The following is a 15013-nucleotide window of genomic DNA, read 5'->3' as shown; positions in this document are numbered from 1 at the left end:
GAAATTAGTTTTAAATAAGAAGAAATAGTATGTTAAACTTGGAGGTATAAATGATAGTGAATGACATTCAACATAAACTTTTTGAATTAGAAGATAAAAAATATAAGGACTTTCAATCAAAGCTAATTCCTAACGTGGAAAAATCTTGCGTTATAGGGGTTAGAACCCCTGATTTAAGAAAACTATCAAAATCTCTTAAGTCAAATGGAGATATTGAAATTTTTCTTAATAGTTTGCCCCACAGATTTTTTGAAGAAAATCAGCTACATGCCTTTATTATTTCTGATATTAGGGATTTTGATTTATGTATACAAAAAGTTAATGAATTTTTGCCTTTTATAGATAATTGGGCTACTACAGATCAGATGTCTCCATGTGTTTTTAAAAGACATAAAAAAGAACTTCTTAAATATATCAATGTCTGGATAAAGTCAAATAGATGTTATACTGTTAGATTTGCCATAGAAATGTTAATGAAGCATTATCTTGATGAAGACTTTGACCTTAATTATGTAAGAATGGTTTCTGATGTCAAATCAGATGAATATTATGTAAATATGATGATTGCTTGGTATTTTGCCACAGCGCTTGCTAAACAATACGATGTAGTTCTTCCTTTTCTTACAAATAAATGTCTTGATAAATGGGTTCACAATAAAACTATTCAAAAAGCCATTGAAAGTAATAGACTTTCTACAAATCAGAAGACATTTTTAAGAACACTTAAAATAAAATAGCGCATTTAACATAAATATGTTAGAATAGCACAGTATATTTTAACTCAGTCGGGGTACAAGCTCCGACTGAGTCTTGACAATTTTAGCCCATTAAGTGATATAATGGGCTTTTTATTATTAGAACAATTAGAATTTAGGAGAAATCATATGAAGATTATGTTTGTTTCCCTTGGTTGTGATAAGAACTTAGTGGATACTGAAAATATGCTAGGTATTTTAAAGAACAAGGGCTATGAGTTTACAGATGATGAGTACAGTGCAGATATTATCGTTGTTAATACATGCTGTTTTATTGGGGATGCTAAGGAAGAAAGCATTAATACCCTTATTGAGATGGGTCAAAGAAAAAAAGACGCTAAATGCAAGATTTTAATTGCAGCAGGTTGCTTAGCTCACAGATATAAGGACGAATTAATTAAGGAGATTCCTGAAGTTGACGCATTTATCGGTACAACAAGTTTTGATAAGATTGCGGAGGCAATTGAGAGCGTATGTGCTAAGAAAAATATTAATTTTATTGATGATGATAACAGATTACCTCAGGTTAAGGATAAGAGAGTTATTTCAACTCCTGGATATTTTGAGTACTTAAAGATAGCTGAGGGCTGCGATAAGAGATGTACTTATTGTATCATTCCTTATGTTAGAGGAAGCTTTAGAAGTTATCCAGTTGAATATTTAGTTGAGCAAGCTAAGCATTTAGTAGAAAATGGTGCTAGCGAACTTATATTAGTCGCACAGGAAACAACACTTTACGGTGTTGACTTATATGGCAAGAAGTCTCTTCCTATGCTTCTTCATGAACTTTCTAAGATTGAAGGCTTAAAGTGGATTAGAATTCTTTACTGTTATCCTGAAGAAATTGATGATGAATTAATTCAGGCTATTAAAAATGAGCCTAAGGTCTGTCATTATCTTGATTTACCTATTCAGTCAGGCTCTGATAATATCCTAAAGAGAATGGGTAGAAGAACATCAAGACAGGATATTATTGATATTGTAAATAAACTTAGAACAGAAATTCCTGATATTGCCTTAAGAACAACACTTATTACAGGTTTCCCAGGAGAGACCAAGGAAGACTTTGAAACAACTTATAATTTCGTTGATGAGCTTGAATTTGATAGACTTGGTGTATTTACTTATTCTATGGAAGAAGGCACACCAGCAGCTGAATTTGAAGACCAGGTGCCAGAAGAGATTAAAGCTAGTCGTCGTGATGAAATTATGGAATTACAGCAGGAAATCTCTATTGAGAAGTCACAGGCTATGATAGGCAAGGAATTAGAAGTCTTAATTGAAGGCTATATCCCTGATGATGACACTTATGTTGGACGTTCCTATAAGGATGCGCCAAATGTAGATGGACTCGTATTTGTATCATGTGACTATGAGTTAATTAGCGGTTCAATTGTAAAGGTTAAAATCACAGACGCCACAGAATATGACTTACTTGCAGAGATTATGGACTAATTTATAAATTTATGTGGAAAAATATTTACATTTGATATAAGCTAATACGTGGTAAAAGAAATTAATAGGAGGCTTAAGATGAATTTACCTAATAAATTAACTATTTTCAGAGTTATATTAGTGCCAGTTTTTCTTGTGTTATTATACATCGATAAGATTCCAGCACATAACTACTGGGCAGCAGCAATTTTCATAATTGCTAGCTTAACTGATATGCTTGATGGAAAGATTGCAAGAAAGTATAATCTTGTAACTAATTTTGGAAAGTTTATGGATCCTTTAGCAGATAAATTACTTGTTTGCTCAGGACTTATCGCACTTTCTGACCTTGGAAAAATCTATGGTTGGATTGTAATCGTTATTATTGCAAGAGAGTTTATTATTAGTGGTTTTAGACTTGTTGCATCAGACAATGGCGTAGTTATTGCTGCTAGCTGGTGGGGCAAGGTAAAGACTGCCGTAACTATGGTGACAATTATTTTAGTAGTACTTGAGTTACCATTCCCCGGTTCTGCTATTTTAAATCAGGTATTGATTTACATTTCCCTTGTATTAACAGTAATTTCACTTCTTGATTATATTATGAAAAATTATAAGATTTTCCTTGAGGGCGCACACTAATGCCAAACGAGAGTTTTATTAAGGGTTTAGATGCAGCAGCTGTACGAATTTTAAAGGACAAGGGCCTAGTCTTAACAACTGCAGAGAGTTGTACAGGCGGTATGGTTTCTTCTTTAATCGTCAATATTAGCGGCGCATCCAATGTATTTAAAGAAGGCTTTGTTACTTATTGTGACGAGGCAAAAGAGGAATTACTAGGTGTAAGCCATGAAACAATGCTTAAATACAAGGCTGTAAGTGCAGAAGTTGCTAGTGAAATGGCCAAGGGCGCTTGTAAAAAGGCCAAAGCTGACGTGGCAGTTTCTATTACAGGTGTTGCAGGTCCTTCAATGGAGGATGGAAAGCCTGTAGGTTTAGTTTATATTGCTTGTCATTACAAGGACGAGACTATTGTTAAGGAGTTTAACTTCACTGGCGATAGAAAGAGTGTTAGAGATCAGGCTGCTTTCAATGCCCTTAAGCTTGTAATTGATACGGTAAAGTAGATATATCTGAAATTTTGGTGGTACATTTAATATGTACCACCTTTTTTTATGAAAATATATCTCAAAGCTCAAAGTCCAAACTCAAATAATCAAATTTAGACTTTGAGGTTTACAAAAAATAGTGGCTATGTTAAAATTTTTCTTGTTCCAGTATATTATTAAGATAAAAATCTTATCCAAAAGCAGTATTTATCTGCATTTTTTCTATTTAGACTCTCGTCTAAAACTTTCCGAATACATGTTCGAAAAACTATTGACAAAGAAATTAAATGGTATTATTATTAATACAAACGAACGAATGTTTCGAAAATACGTTTTGATTATAAGGAGATTACGATTATGGTAAATAACGATGAAAAGCTTAAAGCATTAGACGCAGCTATATCTAACATTGAAAAACAATTTGGTAAAGGTTCGGTTATGAAGCTCGGAGAGCAGGCTGCTTCTCTTAATGTTGAATGTGTTCCAACAGGTTCATTAAGCTTGGATATTGCCTTAGGAGCAGGAGGGGTTCCAAAGGGAAGAGTTGTTGAAATTTATGGTCCTGAATCAAGTGGTAAGACAACAGTTGCACTTCACATGGTAGCTGAAGTACAGAAGCGTGGCGGTATTGCAGGCTTTATCGATGCTGAGCATGCTCTTGATCCAGTTTATGCTAAGAATATTGGCGTAGATATTGATAATTTATATATTTCTCAGCCTGATAGTGGTGAACAGGCATTAGAGATTTGTGAAACTATGGTACGTTCTGGTGCTATTGATATTGTAATCGTGGATTCAGTAGCTGCCCTTGTACCAAAGGCTGAAATTGATGGTGACATGGGTGATTCTCATGTTGGTTTACAGGCTAGACTTATGTCTCAGGCTTTAAGAAAGCTTACTCCAGTTGTAAGTAAGAATAACTGTGTAGTTATCTTCATTAACCAGTTACGTGAAAAGGTTGGTATTATGTTTGGTAACCCAGAAACTACAACAGGTGGTAGAGCCCTTAAGTTCTATTCGTCAGTAAGACTTGATGTTCGTCGTATTGAAACATTAAAGCAGAACGGTGAAGTTATTGGTAACAGAACAAGAGTTAAGGTTGTAAAGAATAAGATTGCTCCTCCATTTAGAGAAGCTGAATTTGATATTATGTTTGGTAAGGGTATCTCAGCAGTTGGTGACTTAGTAGATTTAGCTGCTAACGCTAACATTATTAACAAGGCTGGTGCTTGGTTCTCATACAATGACGAGAAGATTGGCCAGGGTAGAGAGAATGCTAAGCAGTTCTTACTTAACAATCCAGCTCTTTATGAAGAGATTGATCATAAGGTAAGAGTATTCTACGGTATTGAACCAGGTGATGAAACAGATGCTCAGGCAGAAGAAGTAGCATCTGATGAAAGCCAGGCTAAGGAAACAAAGACTACAAAATCAAGAAAGAAAGCTGCAGCAACTGAAGAATAATCTAGTAACTAATATTAGATTAATATAGATAACTATTGGATAGCTAGTTTTATGCTAATTGTCCAATAGTTATTTCTTTTCATGGCAGTTTGGTAAATTTATGAGCGAACTTACAATAACCTCAATTAAAGAACTAAATAAAAAGAAGCTATTAATATCAATTAACTATGAAGAGGCATTTGCCCTTTATAAAGGCGAAGTAAGACGCTTACATATAAAAGAAGGCGTAGTGCTTCCTGAGTCTGTATATGAGGAGATTATAGCCACTCTAACTAAGAGAGCAACTCTTAGGGCCATGTCTTTACTTACAAGTAAAGACTATGCAAGACAAGAATTAATAGATAAATTAGCTAAGAGTAGATATCCTAAGGAATCAATAAAGAAAGCCGTGGCTTACGTAGAGAGCTATGGCTATATTGATGACTACAGATATGCCTATAATTATTTCAACTTTAAGGCTGCTAATAAGTCCAAAAGAATTATTGAGATGAAACTTATGCAAAAGGGGATTGATTCTAATATTATCAAGGAAATTTCTGACGGATTTTATGAAGACAATCAAGATTGTGAGCTAAATCAATCAATTAAGCTTATTAGAAAGAAACTAAAACTAGCAGAAGATGAGTATATTGAGAATCTAGACTTTAAAGAGAAGAACAAATTAATGGCATTTTTGTTTAGAAAGGGTTATTCGATGGATATAATTAATAAAGCATTAGATAGACTGATTAAGGACTATTAGAAAACTAGTTATGTATCTTAAATAGTGCAAATTTCTTGACAATATGCGCAAATCAAGGTAATATGGTATTGTTGTATGTAGAGTACAATAAAACTTAATAAGGAGGCGCTCCTGTGGATCCTATTTTGATAGTTGTGTTTGCTGTCTTAGTAGTCATAGTAGCAATTGTTGCCTATATTCTTGGTAATCGTTCAAAGATTAGCAATGCTAATAAGAAGGCACGTGAGATTGTTGATGAAGCTATTAAGGAAAGGCAAGCAGCCAAAACTGCTAAGGATGCCGCAATCGCTGATAGGGAGGCAGCAATTAGAGAAAAAGAAGCTGCAAAGAAAGAAGCTCTTTTAGAGATAAAGGAAGAGTCAATTAAGGCTCGTAATGAACTTGAGAAAGAGACTAGAGAAAGAAGAAACGAACTTTCAAAGTATGAAAGAAGAATAACTTCTAAGGAAGAATCCCTTGATAAGAAGATTGAGGCAGTAGAAAAGCGTGACTCTAGTATAACTAAGCGCGAGGAAGAACTTAGTAAGGCTAGAATAAAGGTAGAAGAACTTGAGAAACAGAGACAACAGGAACTTGAAAGAATCTCAGGCTTAACCTCCGAACAGGCAAAAGAATTTCTATTAAAGACTGTTGAAGATGAAGTAAAACATGATACTGCTGTAATGATTAAGACATTAGAAAGCAGAGCAAAAGAGGAAGCAGATAAGAAAGCTAGGGAGTATGTTGTTAATGCAATTCAGAGATGCGCTGCAGATCACGTTGCTGAAACAACAATTTCAGTAGTTCAGCTTCCTAACGATGAAATGAAGGGCCGTATCATCGGTCGTGAGGGTCGTAACATTAGAACTCTTGAGACTATGACAGGTGTAGAACTTATTATTGATGATACACCAGAGGCAGTAGTTTTATCAGGCTTTGATCCAGTTCGTAGAGAAGTAGCTAGAATTGCCCTTGAGAAGTTAATTCTTGATGGTCGTATTCATCCAGCTAGAATCGAAGAAATGGTTGAAAAAGCACAAAAAGAAGTAGAGGCATTAATTAAAGAGGAAGGTGAGGCTGCAACCCTTGAGGTTGGTGTTCATGGAATTCATCCTGAGTTGGTTCGTTTACTTGGTAAGTTAAGATATAGAACTAGTTACGGACAGAACGTTTTAAGGCATTCTATCGAGGTTGCCCAGTTAGCAGGTTTACTTGCTGCAGAGATGGGACTTGATATTAAGACTGCTAAGAGAGCTGGTTTACTACATGATATTGGTAAAGCAGTTGATCATGAGATGGAAGGATCTCACGTTCAGTTAGGTGTGGATTTATGTAGAAGATATAAGGAATCACCAACTATTATTAATGCGGTTGAAGCACATCATGGAGACGTTGAACCAGAAAGCTTAATAGCTTGCCTTGTACAGGCTGCTGATACAATTTCAGCTGCAAGACCTGGTGCAAGAAGAGAGACGTTAGAAACTTATACAAACAGACTAAAACAATTAGAAGACATTACAAACTCATTTAAGGGAGTTGAAAAGTCCTTTGCCATTCAAGCAGGTAGAGAGGTTCGAGTAATGGTAGTTCCTGAAGTCGTGAGTGATACAGACATGGTACTTATGGCAAGAGATATTTCTAAGCAGATTGAAGATCAGATGGAATATCCAGGTCAGATTAAGGTAAGTATTATTAGAGAATCACGAGCTGTAGATTACGCTAAGTAATCAGATTTCAAGCCGAGAAAGAATTAAACTAAGGTGATTAAAGAGAAATCTTTAATCACCTTTTTTGATGCCCTTTTTAAGCTTTTTTCTGATTATCTTTGATTTTCATAAATTGAGTTTTTCTTACGAACTTAATTTATGAAAGTGAATTTTCAAATTCTATTTATAAAATTAGATAAAATATAGAATTTCTATGTTTTTCCTTGCATTAACTCCTATTATTGTGTATGATACTAGGGACTTAAGAAAGTTTTTTGAGAAATAACTTTATTTTATTAAGTATAAACCTATCAATGCATTAATAAATTTAAGTCGTAGTAAATCTAATATGATTTAGGAGGAAGTTATGAATTATACAAGTTTAAGTAAAGAGGAATTACTTAAGTTAAGAGAGGAATTAAACAAGGAGTATAGTGAAGCTAAGGCAAAGGGCTTAAACCTTGATATGTCTAGAGGTAAGCCATCTGCAACACAGCTTGATGTTTCACTTGATATTTTAGACGCTATTAACTCTAAGTCACTACTTAAGTCTGAGAATGGCACAGACTGTAGAAACTATGGTGTTTTAGATGGTATTCCAGAAGCTAAGAAACTTATGGCTGATATGATTGGAACAACTCCAGATCATGTTATTGTATATGGTAATGCATCACTTAGCATTATGTATGATCAGGTATCAAGAGCTTATACACATGGTATTTTAGGTAACACACCTTGGTGTAAGTTAGATAAGATTAAGTTCTTATGTCCAGCTCCTGGTTATGACAGACATTTTGCGATTACAGAAAGATTCGGAATTGAAATGATTACAATTCCTATGTCAGATAAGGGACCAGATATGGACCTTGTTGAACACTACGTTAATAATGACCCAACAGTTAAGGGTATTTGGTGTGTACCAAAGTATTCTAACCCACAGGGCTACTCATACTCAGACGAAACAGTTAAGAGATTTGCTAACTTAAAGCCAGCAGCTCCTGACTTTAGAATTTTCTGGGATAATGCTTATGTTATCCATCATTTATATGATGACAATCAGGATGAGATTCTTGAGATCCTTTCAGAATGTGAGAAGGCTGGAAATCCTGATATGGTATTTGAATTTGCATCAACATCAAAGGTTTCATTCCCAGGTTCTGGTGTTGCTGTATTTGCTTCATCACACGCTAACATCGAAGATGTTAAGAAGCAGCTTACAATTCAGACAATCGGTCATGATAAATTAAATCAGTTAAGACATGTAAGATACTTCAAGAACCTCGATGGTTTAAAGGCTCACATGAGAAAGCATGCCGATATGATGAGACCTAAGTTTGAAGCTACATTAGCAGTACTTGAAGAAGAACTTGGTGATACAGGTATTGGTAGCTGGACAAAGCCACACGGTGGTTACTTCATCAGCTTTGAAAGTTTAGAAGGCTGTGCTAAGGATATCGTTGCTAAGTGTAAGGAAGCTGGTGTAAAGCTTACTAACGCAGGTGCTACATTCCCTTATGGTTCAGATCCTAAGGATAGCAATATTCGTATTGCACCATCTTTCCCAACTCCAGAAGAGATGGCTCAGGCTGCAAAACTTTTCGTATTATGCGTAAAGTTAGTATCCGTTGAAAAGTTACTTGAAAGCAAGTAATTACTTATAAATTTAACTACAAACTCTAAATTCTAAACTAATTTCTAAAAACAACATTTAATTCAAAAAATAATTTATCTGTAGGTAATCATTTGGTATAATCTAACTGTTACCTACAGATTTTTTTTAGTAACAATATATCAACTTGGGAGGAAGATATGAGTAAAATTGGATTTATCGGAATGGGCAATATGGGATACGCAATGCTTAAAGGCGTTTTAAAGAGCTTTGAAGCAAGCGACATTATAATTACTAGCCCTAATAAGGAAAAATGTGAAAATATAGCTAAGGATACAGGGGTACGTTATGCTGAAACTAATGCAGAACTTGCTGCTAATGCGAAGTTTGTTGTTTTAGCCGTTAAGCCACAGGTATATCCAGAGGTTTTAAAGAATATTAAAAATGTAATCACAGGGGACAGCGTTATTATTTCCATCGCACCTGGTATCACAATCGAATCTTTAAAGAAGCAGCTTGGAGCTGACATTCGAATCGTGCGTGCTATGCCAAACACTCCAGCTTTAGTGGGAGAGGGCATGACAGGAGTTAGCTATTGTAAGGAAGATTTCTCTTTTGAGGAAAGAGATTTAATTGATAGCTTCTTTAATGCCTTTGGTAAGGCAGTTTATGTAGCTGAGAATCAGATGGATGGTGTAGTTTGCGCATCAGGTAGCTCACCAGCTTACGTCTACATGTTTATTGAAGCTCTCGCTGATTCAGTTGTTAAGTACGGAATTAAAAGAGAAGATGCCTATAAGCTTGTTGCTCAAACTGTTCTTGGCTCAGCTAAGATGGTTTTAGAGACAGGCGAACATCCAGGTCTATTAAAGGATAAGGTTTGCTCACCTGGTGGAACAACAATTCAGGGCGTTGCAGCACTTGAAGCAGAAGGCTTTAGAAATGCAGTAATTAAGGCAACAGATGCCTGCTATGAAAAGTGTACTAAGATTAAGTAATGATAAAACTAATAAATATAAAAGCAAGTTTAGGCTTAAGGATTTCTTTTAAAAGTCCAAGCCACAAACTTGCTTTTTTATTTTCATCTAATTATTAATTGTCAAGACTCGCTCGTAAGTCTAGCGCCGGATTCGGGTCTGCTGAAGCAGCCCCGAATTCCTGTCCGAATCCGTGCGCATCCTCGCAAAGCGTCTAACTCAGTCGGAGCTTGTACTCCGACTGAGTTAAATTATCTAGCCATGGCATCAATAATTTCACCTATATACATTGTGTGATAATCGCCTTCAGCATAGAATTTCTTGTCAATTTCTTTATCCATAAAAGTTTCAGCAGTAATAGGAACTGCTGCCATCTTCTTACATAAATAAACAAGGCTTGCTTCATCTGGAAATGGAATACCAAGTCTAGAATTAAGAGTTAAACCAGATTGCTCCCACTTATTATTGTCCTTGCCTGATAGTGAACCACAAACACTTAAGGCATTTCTCTTATCATCAGGTAAAAAACTAACTGAGAAAAAGTCTGACTTATCAATTAATTCCTTTGTAAATCTAGATTCTCTTACATAAATTGTTAAAACGCTTTTACCCCAGAAAGTTCCAAAGCCTCCCCAGCTTACTGTCATAGGGTTAGCTTCTACCTTAGTACCAGCTGTTACAATAGCCCATTCTTTTGATAACTTTTGGAATGGATTAATCTCGATTAAGTCTAATGGTAATGGTTGAAATACGTGCATTTTTCTCCTCCAAATCTATCTATTTCTTGATTATTTCAATCAGGACGTTTAATATATTGATTATATCATATATTTTAAAAAATGTGCCTATAATTGCACATTTTCAAAAAGAAAGGGAGAAGAAGATGGATAGTGTAAAACGTGTTGGAAGAGAATTAGTTTATAAGGGCTCAATCCTTGATATGTACAAGGATACTATGGAGTTTGCCGATGGTCATACATCAGACTGGGATTACCTTGATCATAGAGGAAATGCAGCAGCTGTAATTCCTATAACTAATGACGGAAAGATTTTAATGGTTAGACAATATAGAAACTCAGTGGATGGTCTTACTTTAGAGATTCCTGCGGGCTGCCTTGATTTTAAGGATGAAGAGACAAGTGTGGCTGCCGCAAGAGAATTAGAAGAGGAGACTGGCTTTAAGGCAAATAATATTGAGAAGCTCTTTACTATTGTAACTGCCGTTGCTTACTGTAACGAGTTAATTGACATTTACATTGCAAGAGACCTTGAAAAGGGACATAGATGTCTTGATGAAGACGAGGATATTAATGTTGAGTGCTATAGTCTTGATGATGCTAAGAAAATGATTCGCAAAGGCGAGATTATCGATGCTAAGACAGTGGCTGCTATTTTAGCTTATGCAGCATTTTACTAAGATTTACTAAAAACTAATAAGATTAAATAAGACCTAACGGGAAACAACTTCCGTTAGGTCTTTTATTTTCTTAAATTCTTTATTGATTAAAAATGATTCTATAATCTATCTGCGATTTCGTAAATAAGATTTTCTGAATCCTTCCATCCAAGGCAAGCATCAGTAATTGACTTACCATAAACGCCTTCGCCTACCTTCTGATTTCCTGGTTCGATGTAGCTCTCAACCATAACGCCCTTGCAAAGAGTTCTAATATCCTTGTTGTAGCGGCAGTTGTGGAGGATTTCCTTAACGATTCTAATCTGCTCCATGTACTGCTTACCAGAGTTAGAATGGTTTGTATCAATGATAAGGGCAGGATTTTCAAGGTCTCTTGCCTTATACATGTTAAAGAGGCGAATAACATCCTCGTAGTGGTAGTTTGGATTGTTCTGTCCGTGCTTATTAACGGCACCTCTTAGGATGCAGTGAGTAAGAGGATTTCCTTGAGTATTAACCTCATGTCTTCTATAAATAAATGTCTGCTTAGACTGAGCTGCCACAACAGAATTTAACATAACGCTAAAATCACCAGAAGTAGGATTCTTCATACCAACTGGAACGTCAATACCACTTGAAACAAGGCGGTGTTCCTGATTCTCAACGGAACGAGCACCAACAGCTACGTATGATAAAACATCCTCTAAATACCAGAAGTTATCTGGGTAGAGCATCTCATCGGCTGGTGTAAGTCCAGTCTCCTTAATAATGTCTATGTGCATTTTTCTAATTGCCACAAGGCCTGCATAAAGGTCTGATTTCTTTTCTGGGTCAGGCTGATGAAGCATACCCTTATAGCCAATGCCTGTTGTACGAGGCTTGTTAGTGTAAACTCTTGGGATAATTAAAATCTTATCTGCTACCTTTTCCTGCACCTTTGCAAGTCTGGTTGTATAGTCAAGGACCGCATCTTCATTGTCTGCTGAGCAAGGGCCAATAATAGCAATAAACTTGTCAGACTTTCCTGTGAAAACGTCTGCGATTTCCTGATCTCTTTTCTTCTTAAGTTCAATACATTCCTTACTTAAAGGATAAGCTTCCTTAATCTCCTTTGGAGTTGGAAGCTGCTTTACAAATTCAAAACTCATTTTACATCTCCTACATGTACTACATAATTTTTTAGAATAACTTCTGATGTATATCATACAACAATTCATATGTCATTTCTAGGAATTTATAGCTAAATATGTTAAAATGTGAACAAGGGTTTGTGAGAAAAAAGAAATAACGGAGGTAGTTTTAATGGGAAAAATTAGTAATAAAAGTGGAATAAATAGAGTTATTTGGATTGTACTTGATAGTGTAGGTATCGGCGAAGCACCAGATTCTAAGGACTTTGGTGATGTAGGAGTTGATACACTAGGACATACCTGGGAAGCTAATAACGGACTAGAGATTCCTAATCTTTTAAAGCTTGGCCTTGGAAATATTGACGGAGCTAATTTAAAGAGATTAGAAGATAAAGACATCATTGGCGCTTATGGAAAATTACAGGAAAAGTCAGCAGGTAAGGATACAACTATTGGTCACTGGGAAATGGCTGGTATTTATTCCCCTAATCCTTTTCCAACATTTCCTAATGGCTTTAGCGACGAGATAAATAACGAGATCATTAAGAGAGCCAAACTTCCTGGCATTCTTTGTAATGAGACAGCTTCAGGTACTGAAGTTATTAATAGACTAGGAGATGAGCATGTAAAAACTGGTAAGCCAATTATCTATACATCAGCTGATTCAGTTTATCAGATTGCAGCCCACGAGGATGTAATTAGTGTTAAGAGATTATACGAGATTTGTGAGATTGCACGAGAAGTTTTACAAGGAGATGTGGCAGTGGCTAGAGTTATTGCTAGACCTTTTGTTGGAACTAGCGGCAATTACACTAGAACTTCTAATAGACATGACTTCTCCCTTGTACCAACAAAGGATAACATTTTAAATAGACTTAGAGATGATTTAGGTCTAGATGTTTTAGCTGTTGGTAAGATCGAAGATATATTTGCAAAAGAAGGAATCTCAAGAGCAGTTCACACTAAGGATAACATGGACGGGGTTGATAAGACTCTTGATTACATGAGAGAGGACAATCAGGGCTTAATCTACACTAATTTAGTTGAGTTTGACTCAGCTTGGGGACATAGAAGAGATGCCAAGGCCTACGGTAAGGGATTAGAGGACTTTGATAGCCGCCTTCCAGAGATTTTCTCAGCTATGCGTGATGATGACATGCTTGTTATTACAGCAGATCATGGTTGCGACCCAACCTATTCTGGCACAGACCACACAAGAGAGTACGTGCCAGTGCTTATGTATGGTAAGGCTTTAAAGGAAAATGTTAATCTGCATACAGGTACTAGCTACGCAGATATAGCTCAAACAATCGCTGATATCTTTAATACTAGACCTACAATGATTGGTAATAGCAGACTTGGGGATATTTTAAAGTAAATAGCAAAGGGGATAGAGCTTATGAGAATGGTGGATTTAATTGAAAAAAAGAGAAATAAGGAGAAACTATCAAAAAAGGAGATTGACTTTATTATAAAGTCTTATACAGCCGGGGAGATTCCTGACTATCAGATGTCAGCCCTACTTATGGCGATATATTTTAACAAGATGGACAAGGAAGAAACCCTTAATTTAACCCTTGCTATGAGAGATAGTGGAGATACTCTTGATTTATCTGAAATTAAGGGCATTAAGGTGGATAAACACAGCACAGGTGGCGTGGGAGATAAGACTACTTTAGTACTTGGACCTATGCTTGCTGCTTGCGGTCTTAAGCTTGCTAAGATGAGTGGAAGAGGACTAGGTCACACGGGAGGCACCATTGATAAGATGGAGAGCATTCCAGGCTTTAAGACAAGTCTTTCTATGGAGGCCTTTGTAAAACAGGTAAACGAGCTTGGCATTGCAATTACAGGGCAGACAGGAAATTTAGCCCCTGCGGATAAGAAGATTTATGCTCTTCGTGACGTTACTGCCACAGTGGAAAATATTTCTCTTATTGCAAGTTCCATAATGAGTAAGAAGCTAGCTTCTGGGGCTGATAGCATTTGCCTAGATGTTAAGGTGGGTTCTGGCGCCTTTATGAAGACCATTGAAGATGCTAAAAAGCTTGCTAGCGCCATGGTAGAAATAGGCAAAGGTGCTGGTAAGTCAACTATTGCCATAATTAGTGAGATGGATGAGCCTCTAGGGCTTGCTGTAGGTAATTCCCTTGAAGTAAGGGAAGTAATTGAAAGCTTAAAGGGCAGAGGCCCTAAGGATTTAATGGAACTTGTTTACTGCCTTGGTTCTTATATGATTAAGTCTGCAAAGCCAGAAGTTAGCCTAGCAGATGCTAGAAAGATGCTTGAAGCCTCTATAACAGAGGGAACAGCTCTTGAAAAGTTTAAGGTTTTTGTTAAGGCTCAAGGCGGCGATGAAAATGTAGCAAATGACTATTCTTTACTTAAGATTGCCCCAAGAGTAATTGAGGTTTTATCAAAAGAAGAGGGTTATGTAGCCCACATCCAGTCTGATTTAATTGGCCATGCTTCTATGATTTTAGGCGGCGGCAGACAAAGAAAAGAGGATACAATTGACTACGGCGTTGGCATTGAGCTAAATAAGAAGGTTTCTGATAAGGTCCTTGAAAATGAATTGCTAGCTAAAATCTATGTAAACGACGAGACAAATCTAGCTAATGCCATAGATGATATTTATGAGGCCTTTAGAATTGAAAAAGAAGAGATTAAAGAGCCAGTTTTAATTAAAGAAATCGTAGAATAAACAATATT

Annotated in this window: 14 protein-coding genes; 12 read left to right on the top strand and 2 right to left on the bottom strand. The window is 36.2% G+C overall.

What is annotated here, in order from left to right:
* The first annotated feature begins 50 nt into the window (after positions 1-50).
* From QVA17_RS02400 to proC, 9 genes are all read left to right on the top strand, one after another.
* Positions 51-737: a DNA alkylation repair protein gene (locus QVA17_RS02400; RefSeq protein ID WP_287386193.1), complete on the top strand. Its 687-nt coding sequence runs from the start codon at positions 51-53 to the stop codon at positions 735-737.
* A gap of 147 nt (positions 738-884) precedes the next feature.
* Positions 885-2210: a 30S ribosomal protein S12 methylthiotransferase RimO gene (rimO, locus tag QVA17_RS02395; protein ID WP_287386191.1), complete on the top strand. Its 1326-nt coding sequence runs from the start codon at positions 885-887 to the stop codon at positions 2208-2210.
* A 78-nt stretch (positions 2211-2288) separates the two neighbouring features.
* Entirely contained in the window at positions 2289-2831 is a 543-nt protein-coding gene (gene pgsA, locus QVA17_RS02390; RefSeq protein ID WP_027430675.1) for a CDP-diacylglycerol--glycerol-3-phosphate 3-phosphatidyltransferase, read from the top strand.
* The gene (locus QVA17_RS02385; RefSeq protein ID WP_287386190.1) at positions 2831-3316 is read left to right on the top strand and encodes a CinA family protein; all 486 of its coding nucleotides are present in this window, start codon (positions 2831-2833) and stop codon (positions 3314-3316) included. The genes pgsA and QVA17_RS02385 overlap by 1 nt, the downstream gene beginning before the upstream one ends.
* Before the next feature lie 339 nt (positions 3317-3655).
* On the top strand, positions 3656-4762 hold the full coding sequence (recA, locus tag QVA17_RS02380; RefSeq protein ID WP_287386188.1) for a recombinase RecA: 1107 nt from the start codon (positions 3656-3658) through the stop codon (positions 4760-4762).
* A gap of 100 nt (positions 4763-4862) precedes the next feature.
* Positions 4863-5504, top strand: a complete 642-nt coding sequence (locus tag QVA17_RS02375) for a regulatory protein RecX (protein ID WP_287386186.1) — start codon at positions 4863-4865, stop codon at positions 5502-5504.
* 113 nt (positions 5505-5617) lie between these two features.
* Entirely contained in the window at positions 5618-7210 is a 1593-nt protein-coding gene (rny, locus tag QVA17_RS02370) for a ribonuclease Y (protein ID WP_027430679.1), read from the top strand.
* 346 nt (positions 7211-7556) lie between these two features.
* Positions 7557-8840, top strand: a complete 1284-nt coding sequence (locus tag QVA17_RS02365; RefSeq protein ID WP_027430680.1) for an aminotransferase class I/II-fold pyridoxal phosphate-dependent enzyme — start codon at positions 7557-7559, stop codon at positions 8838-8840.
* Positions 8841-8998: 158 nt separating this feature from the next.
* Entirely contained in the window at positions 8999-9796 is a 798-nt protein-coding gene (proC, locus tag QVA17_RS02360; RefSeq protein WP_287386183.1) for a pyrroline-5-carboxylate reductase, read from the top strand.
* Between the two features lie 230 nt (positions 9797-10026).
* Here the strand turns inward: proC and QVA17_RS02355 are convergent, their stop codons facing one another.
* Positions 10027-10533 carry a flavin reductase family protein gene (locus QVA17_RS02355; RefSeq protein ID WP_027430682.1) on the bottom strand — a complete coding sequence of 169 codons (507 nt, stop codon included), beginning with the start codon at positions 10531-10533 and terminating at the stop codon, positions 10027-10029.
* Between the two features lie 125 nt (positions 10534-10658).
* Here QVA17_RS02355 and QVA17_RS02350 point away from each other — a divergent pair, with 125 nt between their 5' ends.
* Positions 10659-11192, top strand: a complete 534-nt coding sequence (locus tag QVA17_RS02350; RefSeq protein WP_287386182.1) for an NUDIX hydrolase — start codon at positions 10659-10661, stop codon at positions 11190-11192.
* 98 nt (positions 11193-11290) lie between these two features.
* On the opposite strand, the gene QVA17_RS02345 is transcribed toward QVA17_RS02350, so the two are convergent.
* Positions 11291-12319, bottom strand: a complete 1029-nt coding sequence (locus QVA17_RS02345) for a 3-deoxy-7-phosphoheptulonate synthase (RefSeq protein ID WP_027430684.1) — start codon at positions 12317-12319, stop codon at positions 11291-11293.
* Between the two features lie 154 nt (positions 12320-12473).
* Here QVA17_RS02345 and QVA17_RS02340 point away from each other — a divergent pair, with 154 nt between their 5' ends.
* Both QVA17_RS02340 and QVA17_RS02335 read left to right on the top strand, forming a co-directional pair.
* Positions 12474-13679: a phosphopentomutase gene (locus QVA17_RS02340; protein WP_287386180.1), complete on the top strand. Its 1206-nt coding sequence runs from the start codon at positions 12474-12476 to the stop codon at positions 13677-13679.
* A gap of 21 nt (positions 13680-13700) precedes the next feature.
* On the top strand, positions 13701-15005 hold the full coding sequence (locus QVA17_RS02335) for a pyrimidine-nucleoside phosphorylase (RefSeq protein ID WP_287386178.1): 1305 nt from the start codon (positions 13701-13703) through the stop codon (positions 15003-15005).
* Positions 15006-15013: the final 8 nt, after the last annotated feature.

Source organism: Lachnospira sp., assembly GCF_016290755.1.
Lineage (GTDB): Bacteria > Bacillota > Clostridia > Lachnospirales > Lachnospiraceae > Lachnospira > Lachnospira multipara.
Note: the sequence above shows the minus strand (reverse complement) of the source record. Positions and strands in the feature narration are given on the sequence as shown.